17 protein-coding genes are annotated in these 22,004 nt (G+C 72.9%); 6 read left to right on the top strand and 11 right to left on the bottom strand.

The genetic code is table 11. The features are described from left to right. Positions 1–19 precede the first annotated feature (19 nt). Positions 20–1,693, top strand: coding sequence for a glycoside hydrolase family 13 protein (locus AC5L30_RS25085; RefSeq protein WP_494870171.1), 1,674 nt, complete (start codon positions 20–22; stop codon positions 1,691–1,693). 576 nt (positions 1,694–2,269) lie between these two features. On the opposite strand, the gene AC5L30_RS25080 is transcribed toward AC5L30_RS25085, so the two are convergent. The 3 genes from AC5L30_RS25080 to xylA all read right to left on the bottom strand — a co-directional run bounded on the left by AC5L30_RS25080 (position 2,270) and on the right by xylA (position 6,420). After that, positions 2,270–3,703, bottom strand: coding sequence for an MFS transporter (locus tag AC5L30_RS25080; RefSeq protein ID WP_494870083.1), 1,434 nt, complete (start codon positions 3,701–3,703; stop codon positions 2,270–2,272). A gap of 92 nt (positions 3,704–3,795) precedes the next feature. Then, positions 3,796–5,223: a xylulokinase gene (gene xylB / locus AC5L30_RS25075; RefSeq protein ID WP_494870082.1), complete on the bottom strand. Its 1,428-nt coding sequence runs from the start codon at positions 5,221–5,223 to the stop codon at positions 3,796–3,798. Positions 5,224–5,232: 9 nt separating this feature from the next. Continuing rightward, positions 5,233–6,420 carry a xylose isomerase gene (xylA, locus tag AC5L30_RS25070; RefSeq protein ID WP_494870081.1) on the bottom strand — a complete coding sequence of 396 codons (1,188 nt, stop codon included), beginning with the start codon at positions 6,418–6,420 and terminating at the stop codon, positions 5,233–5,235. Positions 6,421–6,498: 78 nt separating this feature from the next. Here xylA and AC5L30_RS25065 point away from each other — a divergent pair, with 78 nt between their 5' ends. Together AC5L30_RS25065 and AC5L30_RS25060 are read left to right on the top strand one after the other, a co-directional pair. Continuing rightward, on the top strand, positions 6,499–7,737 hold the full coding sequence (locus AC5L30_RS25065) for an ROK family transcriptional regulator (RefSeq protein WP_494870080.1): 1,239 nt from the start codon (positions 6,499–6,501) through the stop codon (positions 7,735–7,737). A 126-nt stretch (positions 7,738–7,863) separates the two neighbouring features. After that, positions 7,864–9,474, top strand: a complete 1,611-nt coding sequence (locus AC5L30_RS25060) for a PP2C family protein-serine/threonine phosphatase (protein WP_494870079.1) — start codon at positions 7,864–7,866, stop codon at positions 9,472–9,474. A gap of 28 nt (positions 9,475–9,502) precedes the next feature. On the opposite strand, the gene AC5L30_RS25055 is transcribed toward AC5L30_RS25060, so the two are convergent. Then, positions 9,503–10,186 (bottom strand): MarR family winged helix-turn-helix transcriptional regulator, encoded by a 684-nt coding sequence (locus AC5L30_RS25055; RefSeq protein WP_494870078.1) that lies wholly within the window; start codon positions 10,184–10,186, stop codon positions 9,503–9,505. A 57-nt stretch (positions 10,187–10,243) separates the two neighbouring features. Here AC5L30_RS25055 and AC5L30_RS25050 point away from each other — a divergent pair, with 57 nt between their 5' ends. After that, positions 10,244–11,374, top strand: a complete 1,131-nt coding sequence (locus AC5L30_RS25050) for a PP2C family protein-serine/threonine phosphatase (RefSeq protein ID WP_494870077.1) — start codon at positions 10,244–10,246, stop codon at positions 11,372–11,374. Positions 11,375–11,381: 7 nt separating this feature from the next. On the opposite strand, the gene AC5L30_RS25045 is transcribed toward AC5L30_RS25050, so the two are convergent. The 7 genes from AC5L30_RS25045 to AC5L30_RS25015 all read right to left on the bottom strand — a co-directional run bounded on the left by AC5L30_RS25045 (position 11,382) and on the right by AC5L30_RS25015 (position 19,882). Then, positions 11,382–12,863 carry a sugar transferase gene (locus AC5L30_RS25045; RefSeq protein WP_494870076.1) on the bottom strand — a complete coding sequence of 494 codons (1,482 nt, stop codon included), beginning with the start codon at positions 12,861–12,863 and terminating at the stop codon, positions 11,382–11,384. Between the two features lie 216 nt (positions 12,864–13,079). Then, on the bottom strand, positions 13,080–14,837 hold the full coding sequence (locus AC5L30_RS25040) for a substrate-binding domain-containing protein (RefSeq protein ID WP_494870075.1): 1,758 nt from the start codon (positions 14,835–14,837) through the stop codon (positions 13,080–13,082). A gap of 157 nt (positions 14,838–14,994) precedes the next feature. Next, positions 14,995–16,032 carry a lactonase family protein gene (locus AC5L30_RS25035; protein WP_494870074.1) on the bottom strand — a complete coding sequence of 346 codons (1,038 nt, stop codon included), beginning with the start codon at positions 16,030–16,032 and terminating at the stop codon, positions 14,995–14,997. An 87-nt stretch (positions 16,033–16,119) separates the two neighbouring features. Then, positions 16,120–16,722, bottom strand: coding sequence for a GTP-binding protein (locus AC5L30_RS25030; protein WP_494870073.1), 603 nt, complete (start codon positions 16,720–16,722; stop codon positions 16,120–16,122). After that, positions 16,703–17,092 carry a DUF742 domain-containing protein gene (locus AC5L30_RS25025; RefSeq protein ID WP_494870072.1) on the bottom strand — a complete coding sequence of 130 codons (390 nt, stop codon included), beginning with the start codon at positions 17,090–17,092 and terminating at the stop codon, positions 16,703–16,705. The genes AC5L30_RS25030 and AC5L30_RS25025 overlap by 20 nt, the downstream gene beginning before the upstream one ends. Further along, entirely contained in the window at positions 17,082–17,504 is a 423-nt protein-coding gene (locus tag AC5L30_RS25020) for a roadblock/LC7 domain-containing protein (protein ID WP_494870071.1), read from the bottom strand. Before AC5L30_RS25020 ends, AC5L30_RS25025 begins: the two co-directional genes overlap by 11 nt. Continuing rightward, a complete protein-coding gene (locus tag AC5L30_RS25015) occupies positions 17,504–19,882 on the bottom strand; it encodes a sensor histidine kinase (RefSeq protein WP_494870070.1) in 2,379 nt (792 codons plus the stop codon). Before AC5L30_RS25015 ends, AC5L30_RS25020 begins: the two co-directional genes overlap by 1 nt. A 401-nt stretch (positions 19,883–20,283) precedes the next feature. Here AC5L30_RS25015 and AC5L30_RS25010 point away from each other — a divergent pair, with 401 nt between their 5' ends. Both AC5L30_RS25010 and AC5L30_RS25005 read left to right on the top strand, forming a co-directional pair. After that, positions 20,284–20,877, top strand: coding sequence for a hypothetical protein (locus AC5L30_RS25010; RefSeq protein ID WP_494870069.1), 594 nt, complete (start codon positions 20,284–20,286; stop codon positions 20,875–20,877). An 11-nt stretch (positions 20,878–20,888) separates the two neighbouring features. Continuing rightward, a complete protein-coding gene (locus AC5L30_RS25005) occupies positions 20,889–21,917 on the top strand; it encodes a hypothetical protein (protein WP_494870068.1) in 1,029 nt (342 codons plus the stop codon). The last annotated feature ends 87 nt before the right edge of the window (positions 21,918–22,004 follow it).

Here is a 22,004-nt window from a genome sequence, read left to right as displayed (position 1 = left end):
CGCAACACGGGAGACGACCCTGAACACCGATCCGACGCAGCAGACCCCCTCCGGTCACCGGGCCACCGGCTGGTGGACCGAGGCCGCCATCTACCAGATCTACCCCCGCTCGTTCGCCGACTCGGACGGGGACGGAATTGGTGACCTGCCCGGCATCACCGCCCGCCTCGACCACCTGGTCGAGCTGGGCGTGGACGCGGTGTGGCTATCCCCCTTCTACCCCTCGCCGCAGGCCGACGCCGGCTACGACGTGGCCGACTACCGCGACATCGACCCGCTGTTCGGCACCCTCGCCGACGCGGACAAGCTGATCGCCGAGGCCCGGTCCCGCAACCTGCGGGTGATCGTCGACCTGGTGCCGAACCACACCTCCTCGGCGCATCGCTGGTTCCAGGCCGCGCTGCCGGCCGCGCCCGGCAGCCCGGAACGGTCGCGGTACATCTTCCGGGACGGCCGTGGCCCGGCCGGCGACCAGCCGCCGAACGACTGGCAGAGCGTCTTCGGTGGCCCAGCCTGGACCCGGACGGTCGACCCCGACGGGCAGCCCGGCCAGTGGTACCTGCACCTGTTCGACACCGGGCAGCCGGACCTCAACTGGGACAACCCGGAGGTGCACGCGGAGTTCCTGGACGTGCTGCGGTTCTGGCTGGACCGCGGCGTGGACGGCTTCCGGGTCGACGTGGCGCACGGCCTCATCAAGCAGGCCGACCTGGCCGACTGGCAGGAGCCGCAGGAGATCCTCTCCGGCAATGAGATCGACAAGCCGCGCCCGCCGATGTGGGACCAGGACGGCGTACACGAGATCTACCGGCAGTGGCGACAGGTCCTGGACAGCTACCCCGGTGAGCGGGTGCTGGTCGCCGAAGCCTGGGTGGAGCCGGCCGAGCGGCTGGCCCGCTACGTCCGCCCGGACGAGATGCACCAGGCGTTCAACTTCGAGTACCTGCTCGCCGCGTGGACCGCACCGGCCCAGTACGCGGTGATCACCCGCTCGTTGGAGGCGACCGACTCGGTGGGCGCTCCGACGACCTGGGTGCTGTCCAACCACGACGTGGTGCGGCACGCCTCCCGGCTCGGCCTGCCGGTCGGCACCGTACGCCCCAACGGCATCGGCATCGGCGACCCGCAGCCGGACGCCGCGCTCGGCCTGCGCCGGGCCCGGGCGGCCACCCTGCTGATGCTCGCGCTGCCCGGCTCGGCGTACCTCTACCAGGGCGAGGAGCTGGGACTGCCCGAGCACACCACCCTGCCCGACGAGGCCCGACAGGACCCGACCTGGGCGCGCAGCGGGCACACCCAGCGCGGCCGGGACGGCTGCCGGGTGCCGATCCCGTGGGAGGCCGACGCCCCGTCGTACGGCTTCGGGCCGACCGACGCGAGCTGGCTGCCGCAGCCCGCGCTCTGGGCGGAGTACGCGCTGGACCGCCAGCGCGACGTGCCCGGCTCGACGTACGAGCTGTACCGCACCGCGCTGCGGTTGCGTCGCGCGCACGGACTGGGTCGCGGCACCCTGGAGTGGTTGTCCTCCAGCGACGAGGTGCTGAGCTTCCGCAACGGTGAGCTGACCGTGCTGACCAACTTCGGTGCCACCCCGGTGCCGGTGCCGGCCGGCGCCGAGGTGCTGGCCGCCAGCGCGCCCCTGGACGACGACGGCACGATCCCGGCCGACGTGACCGTCTGGCTGCGAGGCTGACCCACCGCCGACCGGCCCGTTCGGCGGTACTCGCGGGCGGGCCGGTCGGTGTGGACCGGCTCACTATGGAGCTGATGCCGTAAACGATTCACGCCCGCCCGCCGCGCGCCCGCACCCTGCACCCTGCACCCTGCACCCTGCACCCTCAAGATCGCACTACTTCCAGGATGCAGTGGCCTCGGCCCGCCGGAAGGCAACTAGAACAAGAAGTAGCGCGATCTTGAGTGGCACAGGATGTGCGGGGACGCCTAGTCCTCGGAACCGCACACCGAACGTGTCCCCGACGCCGCGCCGCGCCGATCTTGCAGTTTCGGTCGTCGGTATGGGGGCCTCGTCCCGCCCCGTCCCGCCTCGCCCCGTCCCGTCCCGCCCCGCCTCGCCCCGTCCCGCCCCGCCTCGCCCGGTCCCGCCCCACCCCGTCGATCATGGAGTTGTGGTGGGTGACAATTGACCCGTAAGGCATCAAGCCAGGCACCATAACTCCATGATCGACGGGCCGGACCGCCCCCCGCCCCGCGATCTTGCGCTTACCGTCCCGACAAAGGCGGGCATTGACGGGACGGGACGGGGGCGGGGTCAGAGGCGGTCGGCTCGGGTGTGTAGCAGGTCGTGCACGTTGTCGATGTCCGCCGGTGAGGTCCGCGAGGCGAGCCAGTACATGACACCGGTCGGGATGAAGAAGAGCTGGAACGCGGCCAGCCCGACGGCGAAGTTCAGCGGTGGCGGGAACGCCGTTCGCAGCGCCTGGAAGGCCACCCCGATCAGACCGTTGCCGGCCGCGCGACCGACCCCGTTGACCAGGTTGCCCAGGCTGTAGACCGTGCCCCGGTGCTCCGGCGGGTTGACATCGGCGATCAGGGCGAACCAGTTCGGCGAGTTGGCCGAGGTCAACGCCAGGGCCACAATCGCGGTGAGCAGGCTCAGCCCGACCGACGGCTCGGTGAACACACTGGCCAGCACCGCACCGACCACCGCGCCGCCGCTCGCGCCGTCCGGGACGTCGATGGTCACCGGGACGAAGAACAACACCAGGTAGAACGGCAGCGCGGCGAGGATGCCGACCGAGGCGACAAGTGCCCGCCCGCGCGGCGTACGCCGTTGCATCGCGTCGCCGATCAAGCCACCCACGATGGACAGCACCCCACCGAGCTGGAAGAGAGTGGCGAAGACGCTGCCCACCATGACCGCGGTCGACGTCGAGTAACCCTGCGCCTCGGCCCGTTCGGCGAAGAGCACCGGCAGCCAGACCAGCGAGCCGAACGCGGCCTGCGCGGTCAGCCCCTGCAGGATCAGCCACCGGTTGGTCCGCCGGGCCAGGATGCGCGGCAGGTCGGCGCGGCTGATCCGGTAGTCGTACTCGGCGCCGGCGTCCAACCTGCCGGCCAGTTCCGGCTCGCTCTGACCACGTCGGATGTCGTACGTGAACAGGTAGGCCACGGTGGCGACCAGGCCGACACCGGTCAACACCAGGAACGGCCGCCGCCAGTCGGCCGCCCCGAGCAGCCCGCCGACGAGGGTGCCCGCGAGGGTGCCGACCCCCTGGGAGAGCCCCCAGAAGCTCATCACCAGCCCTCGCCGGGTCGGTGAGATCAGGTCGGTGACCACGGAGAAACCCACCGAGCCGACCGCGCCGAGGCCGACCGCCGCGACCAGCTGCGCGGCCAGGAACGTCAGGTAGCCGCCGGCCAGCGCGCTACCGCCGGTGCCCGCCGCCCAGAGGAGGGTGCCGAGCATGAGCAGCGGCTTGCGGTTGGTCCGGTCCCCGACGTACGCCCAGCCGACCGCCGCGACCGCGCTGACCAGGAAGCTGACCGCGGTGACCACGCCGAGCAGCCGCCCGGACACGTCGAACGCGTCGGAGATCGGGCCGTAGAGCGGGGGGACCAGCCCGATCGCCACGTTGTCCAGTGAGGCGAGCAGCACGAACACCACGACGCTGTACAGCCGGTGCGCCGGCCCACCGCCCCGGCCGTGCGGGCGCAGGTCGGGCCCGCCACTGCTCACCGTCATGACCGGCAGCCAACCAGACTCCGTGGAGGTGATCGTCACGCGGGTGGTGCCGGTCACCGTCGACCGGCACCCACCCGCGTCGATCCCGACGTTCAGCGTCGGTCGAGCACCAACCCGCGAGCCGCGGCGTACTGGTCGCGGACGGCGGGGACGGCCGCGGCGGCGTACTCCTCGGTGCCCTCGACCGCCCAGACCGGCGGCTCGGCACCGCCCAGGGCGACCCAGGCGGCCTGCCGGGCGGCCCCGTCGGCGACGTACTCCCCCGCTGGCGGGACGACGACCGGGCAGCCGAAGACCTGCGGGGCGATCTGACGCACTGCGGCCGACCGGGCCCCGCCGCCGATCAGGATGACCCGGCGGGCGACGGCACCCTGCGCGGTCAACGCGTCCAGGCCGTCGGCGAGGGCGCAGAGCATGCCCTCCACGGCGGCCCGCGCCAGGTGCGCGGGGGTCGAGGTGCGCAGGGTCAGGCCGTGCACCGCGCCGGTGGCGAGCGGCCGGTTCGGCGTCCGCTCACCCTCCAGGTACGGCACCATGACCAGCCCGTTCGCCCCGGCTGGCGCGGAGAGCGCCAGCTGGGCCAGCTCGTCCAGGTTGACGCCGAGCATCGCGGCGGCGGCGTCCAGCACCCGGGCGGCGTTGAGCGTGGCGACCAGCGGCAGGAAACGACCGGACGCGTCGGCGAAGCCCGCCACGGCGCCGCTCTCGTCGGCCGCGGGAACGTCCGCGACGCTGAACACGGTGCCGGAGGTGCCGATCGAGACGATCACGTCACCCGGCCCGGCCCCGACACCCAGCGCGGCAGCGGCGTTGTCCCCGGTGCCCGCGCCGAGCAGCGCACCGCCCGGCCCGCCCAGCTCGTCGGCGAGCTTCCCCGCCGACTCGGCCGGACCGAGCACCTCGGGCACCACCAACCGCCGGCCGAAGCCCTGCTCCAGCAGGTCCAGTCGGTAGTCACCGGTCGCCGGCGACCAGTAGCTGGTGCCGCTGGCATCGCCCCGGTCGGTACGCAGCGCGCCCAACCCCGGTGCGCCGGCCAGCCGCCAGGTCAGCCAGTCGTGTGGCAGGCAGACGGCGGCCACCCGGGCGGCCAGCTCCGGCTCGTGCCTGGCCAACCACCGCAGTTTGGTCAGGGTGAAGCTGGCCACCGGAACGCTGCCGGTGGCCTCGGCCCAGAACCGGCTCCCGACCGAGCCGCCGCCGGCCTCCTCGATGAGGTCGGCGGCGGCGTCGGCGGATCGGGTGTCGTTCCACAGCAGCGCCGGGCGGACCACCCGGCCGTCCTCGTCGAGACACACCATGCCGTGCTGCTGGCCGGCGACGGAGATCGCCGCCACGTCGGCCAGCCCACCGGCCTGGTCGGCGGCGCTGCGCAGCGCCTGCCACCAGGCTTCCGGGTCGACCTCCGTGCCGTCCGGATGCGGTGCCCGGCCCTGCCGGAGCAGGGCGCCGGTCTCCGCGTCCCGGATCACCACCTTGCAGGACTGGGTGGACGAGTCAACGCCTGCGACCAACGGCATGGCGGGGCCTCAGCGGGCGCCGAGCAGGTGCTCGACGGCGAGCTGGTTGAGCCGGACGAAGGCGAAGCCCCGGGCGGCCACCGCGTCGACGTCGACATCCTCGAACGCGGACCGGTCGGCCAGGAACTGGTCGTAGCTCTCGCCCTCGCCCAGCGTCGGCGTGCTCAGCTCGCCGACCTTGCTGGCGGCGAGCGCCTCGATCACCTCGGGGTCGGCGCGGAACGCCGCCGCGCGCTCCTTGAGCAGCAGGTAGGTGCTCATGTTGGCCGCCGCGGAGGCCCACACGCCGTCCATGTCCTCGGTGCGGGAGGGCTTGTAGTCGAAGTGCCGCGGCCCGTCGTAGGTCGGCCCGCCGTTGGGGCCGCCGTTCTCCAGGAGGTCCACCAGGGCGAACGCGTTCATCAGGTCACCGTGACCGAAGACCAGGTCCTGGTCGTACTTGATGCCGCGCTGGCCGTTGAGGTCCAGGTGGAACAGCTTGCCCTGCCAGAGCGCCTGGGCGATGCCGTGGGCGTAGTTGAGCCCGGCCATCTGCTCGTGGCCGACCTCCGGGTTGAGGCCGACCATCTCCGGGTGGGCCAGCTGGGAGATGAAGCCGAGCGCGTGCCCGATGGTGGGCAGCAGGATGTCGCCGCGCGGCTCGTTGGGCTTGGGCTCGAGGGCGAACCGCATGTTGTAGCCCTTGTCGATGACGTACTGGGTGAGCAGGTCCACGGCCTCGCGGTAGCGGTCCAGGGCGGCGCGGACGTCCTTGGCGAGGTCGTACTCGGAGCCCTCGCGGCCACCCCACATGACGAAGGTGCTCGCGCCCAGCTCGGCGGCCAGGTCGACCTGGCGCAGCACCTTGCGCAGCGCGAACCGGCGGACGTCGCGGTCGTTGCTGGTGAAGCCGCCGTCCTTGAAGATCGGGTGGGTGAAGAGGTTGGTGGTGACCATGGGCACCACGAGGCCGGTCTCGTCGAGCGCCTTGCGGAACCGGGCGATGTGCTGGTCACGGGTGGCGGCGTCGACGCCGAACGGGATCAGGTCGTCGTCGTGGAAGGTGATGCCGTACGCGCCCAGCTCCGCGAGCCGGTGCACTGCCTCGACCGCGTCGAGCTCGGGACGGGTGGCGTCACCGAACGGGTCACGGGCCTGCCAGCCCACGGTCCAGAGCCCGAAGGAGAACTTGTCGGCGGGGGTGGGACGGGGTGCCATGAGCGACCTCCGGGGTGGTGTTGTCCGCTATTTGTTCAGCGATTGAATTATTTGCCCACCCTATGGCACTGTCAAGGGGTGAGCCTCACCCACGCCCCGGCCGGCGCAGTCCGTCAGGGCAGCCTGCGCGAGCTCAACCTCGCCCTGGTCCTCGGCCGGATCGCCGCGGCCGACCGACCTCCCTCCCGGGCCGACCTGGCGACCGCTACCGGCCTGACCAGAGCCACCGTGTCCGCGGTGGTCGAGGACCTGCTCGCCGGCCGGCTGGTCAGTGAGTCCGACCCCGCGCCCCGCTCGGGCGCCGGCCGCCCGGCGCGCGGACTGGTCCTGGCCGATCAGGGGCCGGCCGGGCTCGGCCTGGAGGTCAACGTCGACTACCTGGCGGTCTGCGTGGTGGATCTCGCCGGCCAGGTCCGGCACCGCACGGTGCACCGGGCCGACCTGCGCCCGGTGGCCCCCGCCGACGCCCTGGCCCGCCTGGTCGAGATGGCCGGGGCAGCCCGCGACGACGCTGCCCAGGACGGCCTCACCCTGGTCGGGGCAGCGCTCGCGGTGCCCGGCCTGGTGGACGACGCCGGGCTGGTCCGGCTCGCGCCGAACCTCGGCTGGCGCGACGTGCCGGTGCCCGCGCTGCTCGCCCAGCACCCGCCGCTGATCGAAGAGGTGCCCGGCATCCCAGCGCTGGTGGTGGACAACGAGGCGAACCTCGCCGCGCTCGGCGAGCTGCACTCTCGGCCACCCGGCCCGTCCAGCTTCCTGCACATCTCCGGAGAGGTGGGCATCGGCGCCGGCATCGTGCTGGACGGTGCGCTGTTCCGCGGCGTACGCGGGTGGAGCGGCGAGATCGGGCACCTTCCGGTGCACCCCGAGGGCCGTCCGTGCCGCTGCGGCGGGCAGGGCTGCCTGGAGCAGTACGCCGGGCAGGAGGCGATCGTGTCCGCCGCCGGGCTGGCCCGGGCGGAGCTTCCCGCGGACACCGCGACGGCCCGGCTCGCCGAGTTGGCCGAGGCCGGCGACGCCGATGCGCTGCGGGCGCTGCACGACGCCGGAACGGCGCTCGGCGTGGCGGTGGCCGGCGTCGTCAACCTGCTCGACCTGGACACCGTGGTGCTCGGTGGCGGTTACGCGGCGCTCGCACCCTGGTTGTGCCCCCCGGTCCTCGCCGAGATCGACGCCCGGGTGCTCACCGCCGCCTGGTCGCCGGTCACGGTCCGGCCGTCGACGCTCGGCGCGGAGGCCGCCGCGGTAGGCGCCGCCGGATCGGTGGCCCGCCGGATCGTCGCCCAACCCGCTGGCTGGCTGGCCCGCTCCGGCTGATCGCCACCCCGCGCCGTGGGCCGCCGTCGGGGAGGATCGGTACGCTTGCTCCCAGGCAACGATCCCCGGTGAGGAGTCGAGAAGCAGCATGCGCACACGTCGTCAGACGCGAGCCGGCGTCCGGCGGTGACCACGACCCGGCAACCCGGCGGCACCCCGCTGCCGGCCGACGAGCGGTTGGCCCGCGAGCTGCTCGACGGGCTCGCCGAGGCGGTGCTGACAACGGACGGGACCGGCCGGGTCACCCTGGTCAACGCCATGGCGGCCGAGCTGATCCCGGAGATCGACGCCGGCACCGAGCTGGCCGGCTGCCCGGTGGCGGCCCTGGCCCGGGCGGTGGCCAGCGGCGCTGACCGCTTCGACGCCGACCACCATGGCCGGCGACTGCGCGGCGTCCGGCGGCAACTCGCCGGCTCCCGCTGGGCGTGGTATGTCCGCGACGTCACCGAGGAGCACACCCGCGCCGACGCCCTGCTCGCCGAACGCTCCCGCACCGCGTTCCTCGCCCAGGCCGGCAGCCGGCTGGCGCTGGCCCTGCACCGGGAGCAGGTTCTCCAGGCCACCACCACGCTCGCCGTTCCCTACCTGGCCGACGTCGCCGTGGCGCTGCCCCGACCGACCGCGCCGACCGAGCCGCACGCCCGCTGGATCCGGTACGCCGACGGTGAGCCCGCCCCGGCCACCGGGCTGGCCAGTCCCGCGCTGACCAGCTCCGTGCCCGGGCTGGCCGAGGCGCTGGCCGGCGAACCCGCCGAACCGGGCCCCTGGCCGGACGCCCCGCGCGCCGACCTGGCCGACCTGCTGCCGCCCGGCTTCGGCCCGCCGGGCATAGTGCTGGTCAGCCCACTGCTCAGCCCGAGCGGGTCGGCCGGTGCGCTACTGCTCATCCGTCGGCAAGGGCGGGCCGGCTTCGACCCGCGCGACGTGGAGCTGGCCCGGGAGTTCGCCGCCCGAGCGGGTGCCGCGCTGGCCACCGCCGACCTGCACGGTGAGCAGGCCCACCTGGCCCGGGTGCTGCAAACCAGTCTGCTCCCGCCCGAGTTGCCCGTCGTGCCCGGCGTCACCCTGGCCGGCGGCTACCGGGCAGCGGGCGACACTCTGCGCATCGGCGGCGACTTCTACGAGGTGTTCCCGCACCCGCGCGGCGCCCTGTTCGCGCTCGGCGACGTCTGTGGCAAGGGCGTGGGCGCGGCGGTGCTGACCGGCCGGGTCCGCCAGTCGTTGCAGACACTGCGGCTCGTCGAGCAACGCCCGCTGGAGCTGATCCGCCTGCTCAACCAGGCGCTGTTCGACGCGCCGGACGCCGCGCGGCGCAACCAGTTCACCACCCTGCTGCTCGGTTCCCTGGACCGGGGGCCGGCCGGGCTGGACGTCCGGATCGCCGGCGGGGGGCACCCGGCGCCACTGCTGGTCACCGCCGACGGCACGGTCAGCACGGTGCCGGTCGGTGGCATGCCGGTGGGGGCGCTGACAGCCGCACGGTTCGCCGAGACCCGGGTGCACCTCGATTCGGGCGACCTGCTGCTCGCGTACACCGATGGGGTTACCGAGGCGCGCGGCCCGCGCGACGCGGCGATGTTCGGCGAGGCCCGGTTGCGTGCCGCGCTCGGGTCGGCGGCCGGGCAACCGCCGGCCGCGCTGATCGACCGGGTGCTCCGGGCGGTCGATGACTGGCGGGACGGGCAGGCCCACGACGACATCGCCATGCTGGCCGTGGGCGCGTCGGCGCCGGCATGACCGACGGGCGACGGCCCGGCCGGCTTGATCAGGCGGTACGCGCCACCGGCGGGTCGCCGGCCGACCATTCCCGGGTGTTGCCGACCGATCGTTCCGGGCCGCCCGTCGAGCCCGTCCACACCGCTGTGGTCTGCCAGCCCGAATCGACCGACCGGTCCCCCGACCGCCCACCGGGCCGGTCCGGGTCGTCCGGCCAGTCCCCCTGGCCCGTCGACTCCCCCGGGCCCGTGGACTCGCTCGCCGTCGACGCGTTGAGCGCCTGCTGGCGGCGGGCGGCCTCGTCGAACTCCCGCATCCCGCGCAGCAGCGCGTCGCGGCCCTCCTGGCTCATCCCGGTCAGCACGGCGGAGAGTTGTGCCTGGCGGTCGGCCCGCAGCTCGGCGAGGAGCCGGCGGGCCTCCGGGGTGAGGTGCAGCGAGATCTCCCGCCGGTCGAAGCGGCCCGGCTCGCGCTCCAGCATGCCGGCGGCGACCAGCCGGTCGCAGAGGCGGCTGGCGGAGCTGAGCAGCATGTCGAGTCGGGTGGCGAGCCGACGCAGGTTGATCCCGTCGGACTGCTCCACCACCATCACGGCCCGTAGTTGGGGCCCGGAGACCCGGTTGGCGGTCCCCTCCCGGGCGGATTCCCAGATGCCCAGCAGGGCAGCGGCCGCCGCGTCCAGCGCGGCAGCCATACTCGTCTCGGGGTCCGTCGGACGGTTCAGTTCGGCCATGGTGGCCCGAGAGTACTCCGAACCCACTGGTGGTCGAGCTTTCACGAGGGAGCGACGATGAGCGAACCGGTCAATCAGGCACGACGTGCCCTGAACGAGACACCAGCTGACCGGCTCGTCGATGGTATCGGAGAGGTCCTGGCCCGGGCGTACGGGATCACCGAGGTCGAGCTCTACCAGGTCGACTACCGGCTCGCGGAGCTGCTGCCGCTCAATGACGCCGACTCGATCACGAGCCCCGGGCACCCGGCCTGGCGCGCCTTCGACCACCAGTCGCCGATACTGACCGACGGCATCGCCTGGTTCCCGGTCACTATGCGTGGCGAGCGTCGAGGGGTGCTGCGCCTGTCACCCGTTCCGGACGACCGGGAGGTGGTCGGCGCACTGGCCGAGATCGCCACGGCGCTCGCGCACGAGGTGGCGGCGGTCTCCGCCGGCACCGACGTCTATCGGGCGGCTCGGCGCACCCAGCGCCTCACCCTGGCCGCCGAGATGCAGTGGGACCTGCTCCCCGGCCGCAGCCGGATCCGTCCCTCGTTCAGCCTGGCCGGGCAGTTGGAGCCGGCGTACGCGGTGCGCGGCGACAGCTTCGACTGGTCCGACGACGGGGAACGGCTCTGGTTGTCCACCATCAACGGCACCGGTGAGGGCGTGGCCGCCTCCCTGCTCACCTCGCTGGCCACCCACGCGCTGCGCAACGCGCGGCGGGCCGGGCTGAGCCTGGGCGACCAGGCCGCCCTCGCCGACCAGGCCATCTACGACCTGTACCGGGGCGAGCAGCACCTCTCCGCGTTGCTGATGGAGCTGGACCTGCGCTCCGGGTTGATGACCGTGGTGGACGCCGGGTCACCCCGACTGGTCCTGCTCCGCGACGGGGACGTCACCGAGCAGCCCCTGGAGGCGCAGTTTCCGCTGGGCATGTTCGAGGCAACCGACTACCACGAGCAGAAGTTCCCGCTGGAGCGCGGGGACCGGCTCTTCGTGGTCAGCGACGGGGTGGTGGAGGCCACCGGCCAGCAGATGCGCTACGGCGAGACGGCACTGGACCGGTTCCTGCGGCGGACCGGGCCGATGGCGCCCCTGGACGCCGTCCGGTCGCTGATCGGTGATCTGCGCGCGTTCGTGGCCGGTGACCTGGTCGACGACGCGGTGGTCGTCTGCCTGGACTGGACCGGCCCGCAACCGTGACCGGTGGTCAGTACGCTCCCCGGCCGTTCAGCACCGCGCCGAAGGTCTTCCAGAGAATGGTGAGGTCGGCGGCGAGGGACCAGTTCTCCACGTAGTAGAGGTCGAGCCGGATGCCGTCCTCCCAGCTCAGGTCGGAGCGGCCACTGACCTGCCACAGGCCGGTCATGCCGGGCTTGACCAGCAGCCGCCGGGCCACGTCACCGTCGTAGCGGGCCACCTCCGAGGGCAGCGGCGGGCGGGGCCCGACCAGGCTCATCTGACCCAGCAGCACGTTGACCAGTTGCGGCAGCTCGTCCAGTGACCATTTGCGCAGCAGCCGGCCGACGCGGGTCACCCGGGGGTCGTGGCGCATTTTGAACATCAGGCCGTCGGTCTCGTTGCGCGCGGTCAACTCGGCGAGCAGCGCGTCCGCGTTCACCACCATGGTGCGGAACTTGAAAACACCGAACTCCTGCCCGCCCCGGCCGACCCGGACCTGTCGGAACAGCACCGGGCCGCGGCTGTCCAGTTTGATGGCCAGGGCGATGAACGCGATCAACGGCAGCAGCAGCGCCAGCGCCAGCGACGAGACAGACCGGTCGACGAGACCCTTCACCAGCTTGCGGGCCCCACGGAACTCGGGCGCCTCGACGTGGATCAGTGGCAGGCCGGCGACCGGGCGGGTGTGGATCCGCGGGCCGGCGACGTCGGTCAGCGCGGGTGCCACGACCAGGTCGACGCCGGTCCCCTCCAACTGCCAGCCGAGGCGGCGCAGCCGGGTCGCGGTCAGCTCACCGGAGGCGGTCACCGCGACCGTGTCCGCGCCGATCGCGGTGGCGGCCTCCGGGATGCCCCGGAACGACCCCACCACCGGCACGTCCCCCAGCCGCTGCGCCACCGGCGCGAGCAGCGCGTCCGGGATGCAGGCGCCCACCACCTGGTAGCCGGCGTACGGCTCGCGGCGCAGCGTGTGGACCAGCTCCAACACGTGGGCGGTGTCGCCGACCACCAGCACCTTGCGCGACCAGCCGGTGCCGAGCGAACGGGCCCGGTGCAGCCGCTTGCGGGCGGCGAACCGCGCCACCTCCAGCCCGACGGTGCCCACCGCGAAGGAGATGCCCAGGAAGCCCCGGGAGACGCCGACGTCGGCGATGTAGCCGATGATGGCGATCGCCCCGGCCAGGCGCAGGCTGGCGGAGCTGACCCGCCGGTACTCGTCCGCCCCGTAGCCGATGACCCGGTCGTCGTAGCAGCCGAGCGCCTTGAGCGAGATCAGCCAGGCCAGCACCAACCCGGGGGCGACCAGTACGTACGGGATCTGCGAGCCGGTCGGCTCGTCGTCACCGAAACGGGTGACGTACCCGATCAGCAACGCGATGATGAGGACGGTGGTGTCCAGCACCACCAGGACCCGGACGTAGGACCGTTCGTCGGCGCGCGCCACCAGCCCGGCGCGTCGACCGCTCGGCTCCGCCGACGTGGCGGGGGTCAACAGTGTCGCCACGCTCACCGGCCCTCCCACTCTGTACAGGATGGCCCCGGCCGACGGGTCGGACCGGAGGCGGACCGACTATGCCGGAACAGTCGACATCCTGCCTTGACAACTATGACTGCCGATTGCTTCCGACGTATTGCCGTCACTTTTTTTCAACAACCTGCTGGCCGAAAAGGGGCCTGCCACACCGAATCGACGGTACGGCAGGCCCCTGGACGTCTGAGCGTCGGATCAGCGCGGTGCTGGCGGACGCCGTGCGATGGCGCTGAGGAAGATGCTGCCGATCTCGCTCGGGTCCTTGGTGACGAAGACGTCGCCACCGGTCACCTTGGTGATCGATTCCAGCTCTGCCTTGCTGACGCCCTCGCCGATACCGATCATGATGACCTGGACCGGTCGCTCCGGGTCGGCGAGCTGCTTGAGCTTGGCCAGCAGCTGCTGCTGGTTGAGCCCGTTGTTGTCCTCGTTCTTGCCGTCGGTGAACAGCACGATCGAGTTGACCCGGCCAGGCTGCCAGTTCTCCTGCACCGCCTGGTACGCGGCCAGCATGGTGTCGTAGAGGCCGGTGTCGCCGCTGGAGGGCTTGACGGTGGCGAGCGCGCCCTCCAACTGGGCCCGCTGGCCGGAGAGCGGCCCGATCGGGACCAGCTCCCGATAGTCCCGGTTGCCGACGAGCTGGGTGGAGAAGGTCCACAGACCGATCGACCAGGAGTCGTCGAAGAGGCCGAGGCCGCGACGGGCCGCGTCCACGGTGACCTCCTCCCGGCTGCGGTTGTTGGCGCTGGGCACCGGGTCCTTCATCGAGCCGGAGACGTCGATGACGGCCAGCATCCGACCGGACTGGGTGGCGATCGACCAGCTGGAGACGACCCGCTGGATGGCGGCCGGGTCCAGGCCACCCGCCGCGGTGCCGCCGTTCGCCGGTGCGGTGGGCGCGCCACCGGACGGGCTCGGCGCACCCTGCGGCGCCTTGAAACCCTCGCCCCAGTTGCCGTCCGGCGCGCGCAGCGACTGCGCGGCGAGCCGGTCGCGGAAGGTCGGGCTGGTGAGCAGCTCGAACAGCACCTTGGCCGCCGACGCCTTGCTCGGCTCGATGCCGGGCAGCACCGCGTACGGGTAGTCCAGCGGCATCGGCGCCGGCTCCATGTAGAGCGCGGCGAGCGGCACCGGCGGCTTCTTGCTGTTGTACGCCATCACGTCTTCTTCGGACAGGGCCGCCGCGCCGAGACCACTGGCGATGGACGTCGAGTCGTTGGCCGTCGGGAAGCGGGCCAGCAGGTCGTTGCGGAGCGACGAGCGCCCGGTGGCCAGCGCGCGGAGCGCGCCGACGGTGTTGCGCTGGGCGTCGCCGCCGGCGCCGTTGGCGGCCGCGGTCAGCGAGAGCAGCCCGGACAGGCCGGCCGCGTCGCGGGTCGGCTCGACGATCCCGGTCCGCAGCGGCGCGCTGGTGTTGTTGACCTGCTTGAGCAGGTCGGTCCAGTTGAACTTCTTGTCCGGCCAACCCAGCCGGGTGGCGATTGGCTCGGGCATCGCGACGACGATGGGGCTGCGCGCGATGGACGCGCCGTTGGTCGGAGCGAACGCGGTCGCGTCCTTCTTCAACCGCAGCAGCCAGGTCGAGGAGTCGGGCACCCAGACGTCGGGGCTGACGGCGGTGCCACTGGCCTGCCCCACACCGGCCAGCACAGCGCCGTGCTTGGCCGCCACCACGGCCGCCACGTCGACCGGGTCGGACGCGGAGACGTCGACGCGGATGCAGGTCGGACCGACCGCGGCGCCATCCTTGACCCACTGGGACGCGGCGGCGTCCACCGCTGGCGCGAGTTCGGAGGCGACCGCCACGGCGAGTCGGATCTCCCCCGAGCAACTGGGCTGGATCAACTCCCGATAGCCGAACCACGCGCCCGTCGTCACGACGAGCACCCCCGCCGTTGCGGCGGCGGCGGCTAGGTGGAGTTTCGAACGCATGCGATGACGGCCTGCTGACACGGTGACCATCTTGCGTACTAGGTGCCGTCTCTGCCACATCCGTTCGGACTAAAGTTACGGAGGAGAAACAGTTGACCACCTTTTTGCAACACAGAGTGACCTGACAGCCCCGTGGCGTTGCCAAATCAGTGCAGCACTCGCGTCACTAAACCATCGTTCAGGGCAGTACGCACGTCGGACTCGGCACCGGCACCGGCTCGCCGACCGCCGCCAGGACGCCGGTGTCGGTGTCGCGCCGGAACACCCGCACCATGTCCGCCCGCTCGTCGGCGACGTAGAGGTGCTCCCCGATCAGGGCGAAGTGCCGAGGCCACTCGCCGCCGGTGTCCACTTCGGCCACCAGCTCCGGCAACTCCCCGGCCAGGGCGAAGACCGCCACGGTGCCCGCCCCACGGTTGGCGACGTAGAGGAAACGACCGTCCGGCGCGACCGCGACCTCCGACGGTTGGACGTGGCCGGCCCGCTCGCTCGCCTCGACCCGCCCGCGCTGGTGCAACGCGCCGTCGTCGGTCAACTGGTAGGCGGTGACCGAGGCGTCCAGCTCACCGACGAGGTAGCAGCGCCGTCCGTCCGGGTGCCGGGCCAGGTGCCGGGGGCCGGTGCCGGGCGTCGTACGGAGCCGCGGCGCACGCGGCACCAGTCGTCCGGTCGCCTCGTCCAGGTCGTACCGGTAGACCGAGTCGGTGCCGAGATCCACGGCGAAGATCGGCCCCCGACCCGCCCCCGGCGAGACCATGTGGGCGTGGGCGTGGTCCTGGCGCTCCGGGTCGGGACCGTGCCCCTCGTGCACCACCAGGTCGGTGCGCTCGCCGGGCACGCCCTGACGATCGAGCGGGAAGACCGCGATGCTGCCGCCGCCGTAGTTGGCCGCCAGCAGGTGATCGCCGCCGGGCAGCACCGCCAGGTGGCAGGGCTCGGCGCCGCCGGTCGACCGGCTGCCGAGCGGGTCCAACGCGCCGTCCGCCCCGACCTGCCAGGCGCTGATCTCCCCGTCCGTCAGCTCGTTGACCGCGTAGAGCACCGGCTGGGTGGGATGCCGCGTCAGAAAGGAGGGGGACGGGGTGACCGCCACCGTGCCGAGCGGGGTCAGCGCCCCGGTCCTCGGGTCGCGGTGTGCCGCGACGATGCCGCTGCCCCGCCCACCACTCTGCGCGGTGTAACCCCCGATGTGGACGACCTCACCCTGACCGCTCACGTCCCACTCCTCCGCCGGCATCCTTCGTTGATCCAACCAGAGGCTGCCCGCGATGCCCGCCCGTTAACCGGCTTTCCGGGCCGGTTCTCAGGCCGCCGGCACCGGCTCGCCGCGCTGACGGGCAACGTGCTCCACCAGAGAGATCAACACCATCTTCCCGGACTGCCGGTCCCGGGCGTCGCAGAGCACCATCGGCACGTCCGGGTCCAGGTCGAGCGCTCGGCGTACGGTCTCCAGATTGAACCGACGGGAGTCGTCGAAGCAGTTCACGCCCACCACGAACGGGATGCCGCGCTGCTCGAAGTAGTCGATGGAGGGGAAGCAGTCGGCCAGCCGGCGAGTGTCGGCGAGCACCACCGCGCCGAGCGCGCCGAAGGCCAGTTCGTCCCAGAGGAACCAGAACCGGTCCTGACCCGGCGTGCCGAACAGGTAGACCTGAAGATCGTCGTTGATGGTGATCCGGCCGAAGTCCATCGCCACCGTGGTGGTGGACTTGCCCTCCACTCCGGAGATGTCGTCGGTGCCGATCCCGGCGCCGGTCAACACCTCCTCGGTCTGCAACGGACGGACCTCGCTCAGGGCGCTCACCAAGGTCGTCTTGCCAGCCCCGAAGCCTCCCGCGATGAGGATTTTCAGGGCCAGCGGGATGGTGGTGCTGGTGCCCACCTGGTCACAGCGCACGGAGTCCACTGACCACCGCCTTGAGGATGTCGTCGTCGGGAAGAATTCCGGCGGCCGGCGGCTCGTGCACCGCGACCAGGCCCTCGGCGAGCAGGTCACCGAGCAGTACCCGGACCACGCCGACCGCCAGGTCCAGCTCGGCTGCCAATTCGGCCACCGACACCGGCCGGCAGGCCAACGCGACCAGCCGTCGATGCTCCGGCAGCAGGTGCGGGTGGCTCGCCGCGTCGACGTCCGAACCGGCCACCACGAACGCGACCAGGTTGAAGTCGTCGACGGCGGAGCGTACCCGGCCCCCGGTGAGCGTGTACGGGCGCATCACCGGGCCGGCTTCGCCGTCCAGCCACTCGTGCTGCGGCCCGGGCGGCTCAGTCCGCATCTCCGGTACCCGCCGCCGATCGGGCCGGCGCGGCGAGGCTCTCCCCCACCCGGATCACCAGCATCGCCATCTCGTACGCGACCAGCCCGATGTCCGCGTCGGCGTCACTCACCACAGCCAGACAGGCACCCTGCCCGGCGGCGGTGACGAAGAGGTACGCCGCCTCCATCTCCACCACGGTCTGCCGCACCGGGCCGCCGTCCACGTGCCGGCTGGCGCCCCGGGCGAGGCTGGAGAAGCCGGCGGCGAGCGCACACAGGTGCTCGGCGTCGGAGCGCTCCAGCTCGGCCGAGCAGCCGAGCAGCAGGCCATCGGCGGAGAGCACGACCGCCTCCCGGGCGGCTGGTACCCGTTGCACCAGCTCGTCGAGCAACCAGTCGAGGCCGGCGCTCTGCTTCGTCGAATGCCGCACTAGGCGTCCCTCTCAGTCGCGGTCGGGGGTTCGGGGGTCGTCGTGGGGTCGGTGGGGGCCGCCGGACCGGTCGGGGCCGGTGTTGACGCCGCCGGTGCCGTCGGGGGGAGGGCGGTGGCGCGTCCGCGCGCCGTGCCGGCCTGCAGCGCCGCCATCACCTGGCGGACCTCCTCCGGCGAGCGGGGCGACGGCGTGTCGGTGACGGTCGACCGGGGCTGGGCGACGGGGGTACGACGTCGCACCCGGCGGGGCAACCCGTCCAGCTCGTCGGCCGGCTCGTCGGAGGTCGCCGACCCCTCGTCGCGTCCACTGCCGGGCGGGGTGGCCGACGTCGGTGCTCCGGCGGGTGGGGCCGGCGGAGCTGTGCTGGCCGGCGGGGCCGTTGGTGGGCGGGTACGGGGACGGGTCACGGTGCCCCGGCGCGCCGTCCGAGCCAGCCGCCGGCTCGGGTCGGCCGACGCGGTGCCGAGCGTGGCAGGGTCGGGGCCGGCCGGCGGTTCGGTGGTGACCAGGCCGGTGGGGATCAGCACCACGGCGGTCACGCCGCCCTCTCCGGCGGGCCGCAACCGCACCCGTACGCCGTGCCGGGCCGCCAGCCGGGCCACCACGAACAGGCCGAGTCGGGCGCTCTGCGCCGGGTCGAACTCCGGCGAGCTGGCCAGCCGGGTGTTGGCGGTCTCCAGCGCCGCGTCGGACATGCCCAGCCCCTGATCGGTGATCTCCAGGGCGTACCCGTTGGCCACCTGCGCCCCGCTGACAGTGACCCGGGTGTCCGGCGGGGAGAAGGCGGTGGCGTTCTCGATCAGCTCGGCGAGCAGGTGGATGACGTCACCGACCGCCCGCCCCAGCACGCCGGCCGGCTGCACAGCCTTGACGTCCACCCGTTCGTACGCCTCGACCTCGGAGATCGCGCCGCGGATCAGGTCGACCATCGCGACCGGGTTGCGCCACCCCCGGCCGGGTGCGGAGCCGGCGAGGATGACCAGGTCCTCGGCGTGCCGGCGGAGCCGGGTGGCCAGGTGGTCGACCTGGAACAGCTCGGCCAGCTCGTCCGGGTCCTCGCTACGCCGCTCCATCCGGTCCAGCAGGTGCAGCTGACGGTGCACCAGGCTCTGGCTCCGTCGGGCGATGTTGAGGAAGACCTCGTTGAGCCCGCGACGCAGGGTGACCTCGTCCACCGCGGCCTGGACGGCGGTGCGCTGCACCTCGGTGAAGGCGCGCCCGACCTCGCCGATCTCGTCATGGCCGTACTCCAGCGGCGGCGCCTCCCGGGCGACGTCGACCTGCTCGCCACGGCGCAGCCGGGTCACCACGTCGGGCAGCCGGTGCTCGGCCAGCTCCAGTGCTGCGGTGCGGACGCCGCTGAGCCGCCGGACCAGGGTGCGGCCGACCCGCAGCGCCACCAGCACCGAGACGACCACGGCGATGAGCCCGAGCACGCCCGCGGCGGCCAGCCGCACCAGGATGCGGACCGCCATCGGCACCGAACGGTCGGTGAGAGCGTCGGCCTCGGACAGCTCGAAGTCCCGCAACTGTTGCTGCACCGCGTCCTGGCTGGCCTGCCAGGCCGCCGCGTCGACCGTCGGCCGGCCGGACCGGTTGGGCGTCACCAGCGCGTCCTGCATGGTGCGCAGCCGGGTGAACGCCTCGCCCTCGGTCAACCGTTGGTACGCGACCCGGCTGCTCTCGGGCAGGTCGGCCACGGCGCTCTCGGTGAGCCACCGTTGGTTGCCGATGGCCTGTACGAGCTGAGTGTGCTCCCCCTCGGCGAACCGTCCGGCGGTCAGCGCGCCGGCCAGCAGCGCGTCGCTCTGGCCGAGCAGTTCCCGGGAGCGACCCAGCGCGGTGAGCGCCAGGGCCTGCCGGTTGATATCCGGGTCGGTGAGGGTCGCCATACCGGCGAACGCCTGGAAGGCCGCAGCGACCATGCCGCTGTACAGGCCGATCGCGCCGGCCCGGTCCACCTTGCGGTCGTCGATGAACTTTCGCCCGCTGGGTAGCGCCGCCAGGGCGCTGACCAGCTGATCGACCCGGGTTTCCAGCAGGTCGTCCGCGGCGTCGCGCAGGGGCTCCCCGTCCACCCGGCGGCGCAGCTCGGCGACCGCCCGATCGGTGCGCCCGCGCTGCTCGGCGAGTGCGGGCAGCTCGGTGCGGCCGGCGAGCTGCACCACCGAGAGCCGCCGTTCCCGTTGCAGCTCGGTGACCACCGTCTCGCCGGGGCGACCCAGGTCGTACAGCAGGGTACGGGCGGAGAGCAGGTTCAGGGCGGGACCGAAGGTCAGGGTGGTCGCGAAGATCCACAGCGCCAGCAGCGCGGTCACCGGCGCGACGACCAACGCGGTCAGCTTCGAGCGGATCGGCCAGTCGCGGGTTTTCATCAGACCTCGCCCGTACAGGGGTGGCAGGAGGGGTGCCGGCACCGCCGGGCAACGCGCCGGCCGGCTGCGCGCCCGGCCGCGTCGCCGGGCACCGGCGCGGGCGCCTTGGGCAGGATACGTAATCGAGGGCGGTTGCACTACCGCCTGTCGCGCCGGCATCGACGCTCCGGGATGTGCGGGGGGTGGGAACGGCCCGGCTGCGACGAAACCGCGCGGCTGCGCCACTCGTTCCGCATCCGCTCCCGGCCGAGGTCTGTGGGTGCCTCGACCCACCCGAGCACCTTTTCTGGGATGAATCAGGTTCTGGCTGACGAGTAGTTACCGCCCTCGTCAGGAAAGTGCCTCGGATCGGGATTGGCGATCACTGCGCGGAGGGAATACCAGTCACGAAGGAGGAGCCCATGTCGCCCACGCAGATAATCGTCATCGTGCTCGTCGTGCTGGTGATCGTCGCGGCGCTGGCCCTGGCCGCCCGCTCGCTGAACAGCCGACGCGCGCTGCGCAACCGGTTCGGGCCGGAGTACGACCGGGTGGTGGCGGAACAGGACAGCCGCTCCGCCGCGGAGCGCGAACTGCGCGACCGGGAACGCCGGCATGCCGAGCTGACCCTCACCCCACTCAGCCCGGAGTCTCGGGCCCGGTACGCCGCCGCCTGGGAGGAACTCCAGGTCCGCTTCATCGACTCCCCCGGCGAGACCGTGGGCGACGCGGACGAACTGGTCACCCGGCTCATCGAGGAGCAGGGCTACCCGACCGGCGACTTCTCCGACCAGATCGCGCACCTCTCCGTCGAGCACGCCCGCACGCTGACCAACTACCGGGACGCGCACGAGATCCACCTGCGCAACTCCCGGGGCGAGGCCAGCACCGAGGAGCTGCGGCAGGCGGTCGTGCACTACCGCGCGCTCTTCGCCGACCTCCTGGGTGAGGAGCCGGTCGGCCACCGTACGCCCGAACAGCGCCACCACCCGGACCACGACGCCACGAGCCGCTGAGGAGGCCACCGATGCGCCAGGAAGAGCAGCAGGTGAGCAACGACCACCCGGAGGCCGTCCGGTCCGCGCCCGTGTCGGTACCCCCGGCCGGCGACCGGGCTGGCCGCTCCGACGTCCCTGAGGACGCCCTCGACGACCGGGGCACCTTCGACGACCGGAGCGCCGCCCACGGTCGGACCGACGACACCGAGCGGGACGCCGCGTACGACCCGGCCGACGACGAGCTGACCGACGACTCCGACCCGCGCCACCGGCGCGACGACCGGTCCTCCGACGAGGGCGGTTTCCACGAGCCGGGGCCGCTGCCGACGACGTTCGGCGCCACCACGGTGGCCGACGCGGTGGCCGCCTCCGCGCTGGCCAGCCCACACCCGCAGGATCAGCCGGACCCCCGGGCCGAGCGGACCGCCCAGCCGGGCGACGGCGCCGAGGACGGCGAACGGGAAGGTCTGCGTGCCGACCCCACCGCCGAGCTGCACCGCCGCGACAAGGACGTCGACGGCGGCCGCGCGGACCTCGACGACCGCGCCGACGCGGACACCTCGGCGCGGACCGTCGTCCCGCCGGGGAGTACGGACGGCGACCCCGAGCGGCGCGGCGATCTGACCGGCGACCGGGATGCGGCCACGGCGGGTGCGGCCGGCTACGGCAGCGCGACGCCGGAGATGGTCGACCCGGACGCGGACGGCGAACCGGTCCCCGGCGACGACACCAGCCCCACGCTGGAGGCCGCCGGGACGTCCCGGCCCGCCGGCTCAACCGTCGCGGCCGAACCGGCCACCCTCCTCGACACGGACACCGCACAGGGCTTCCGGGACCGCTGGCGGGACGTGCAGCTGCGTTTCGTCGACGACCCGCAGGGAGCTGCCGGCGAGGCACAGTCGCTGGTGGAGGAGGCCATCCAGGCCCTCTCCTCCGCTCTGGCCGCGCAGAAGAACACGCTGGGCGGGTGGCAGGACGCCGGCTCGGCCGACACCGAGCAGCTGCGGATGGCGGTCCGCAACTACCGGGACTTCCTGGATCGCGTGCTGGGTCGCTGAGTCACCCGACCCACAAACTGGCGCCCCGGCCGTGACGGCCGGGGCGCCCTCTTGCGCCTGGTCGTCGCCGAGCCCGCCAGACCGCCC

Source organism: Micromonospora sp. BQ32, from assembly GCF_059358895.1.
Note: the sequence above shows the minus strand (reverse complement) of the source record. Positions and strands in the feature narration are given on the sequence as shown.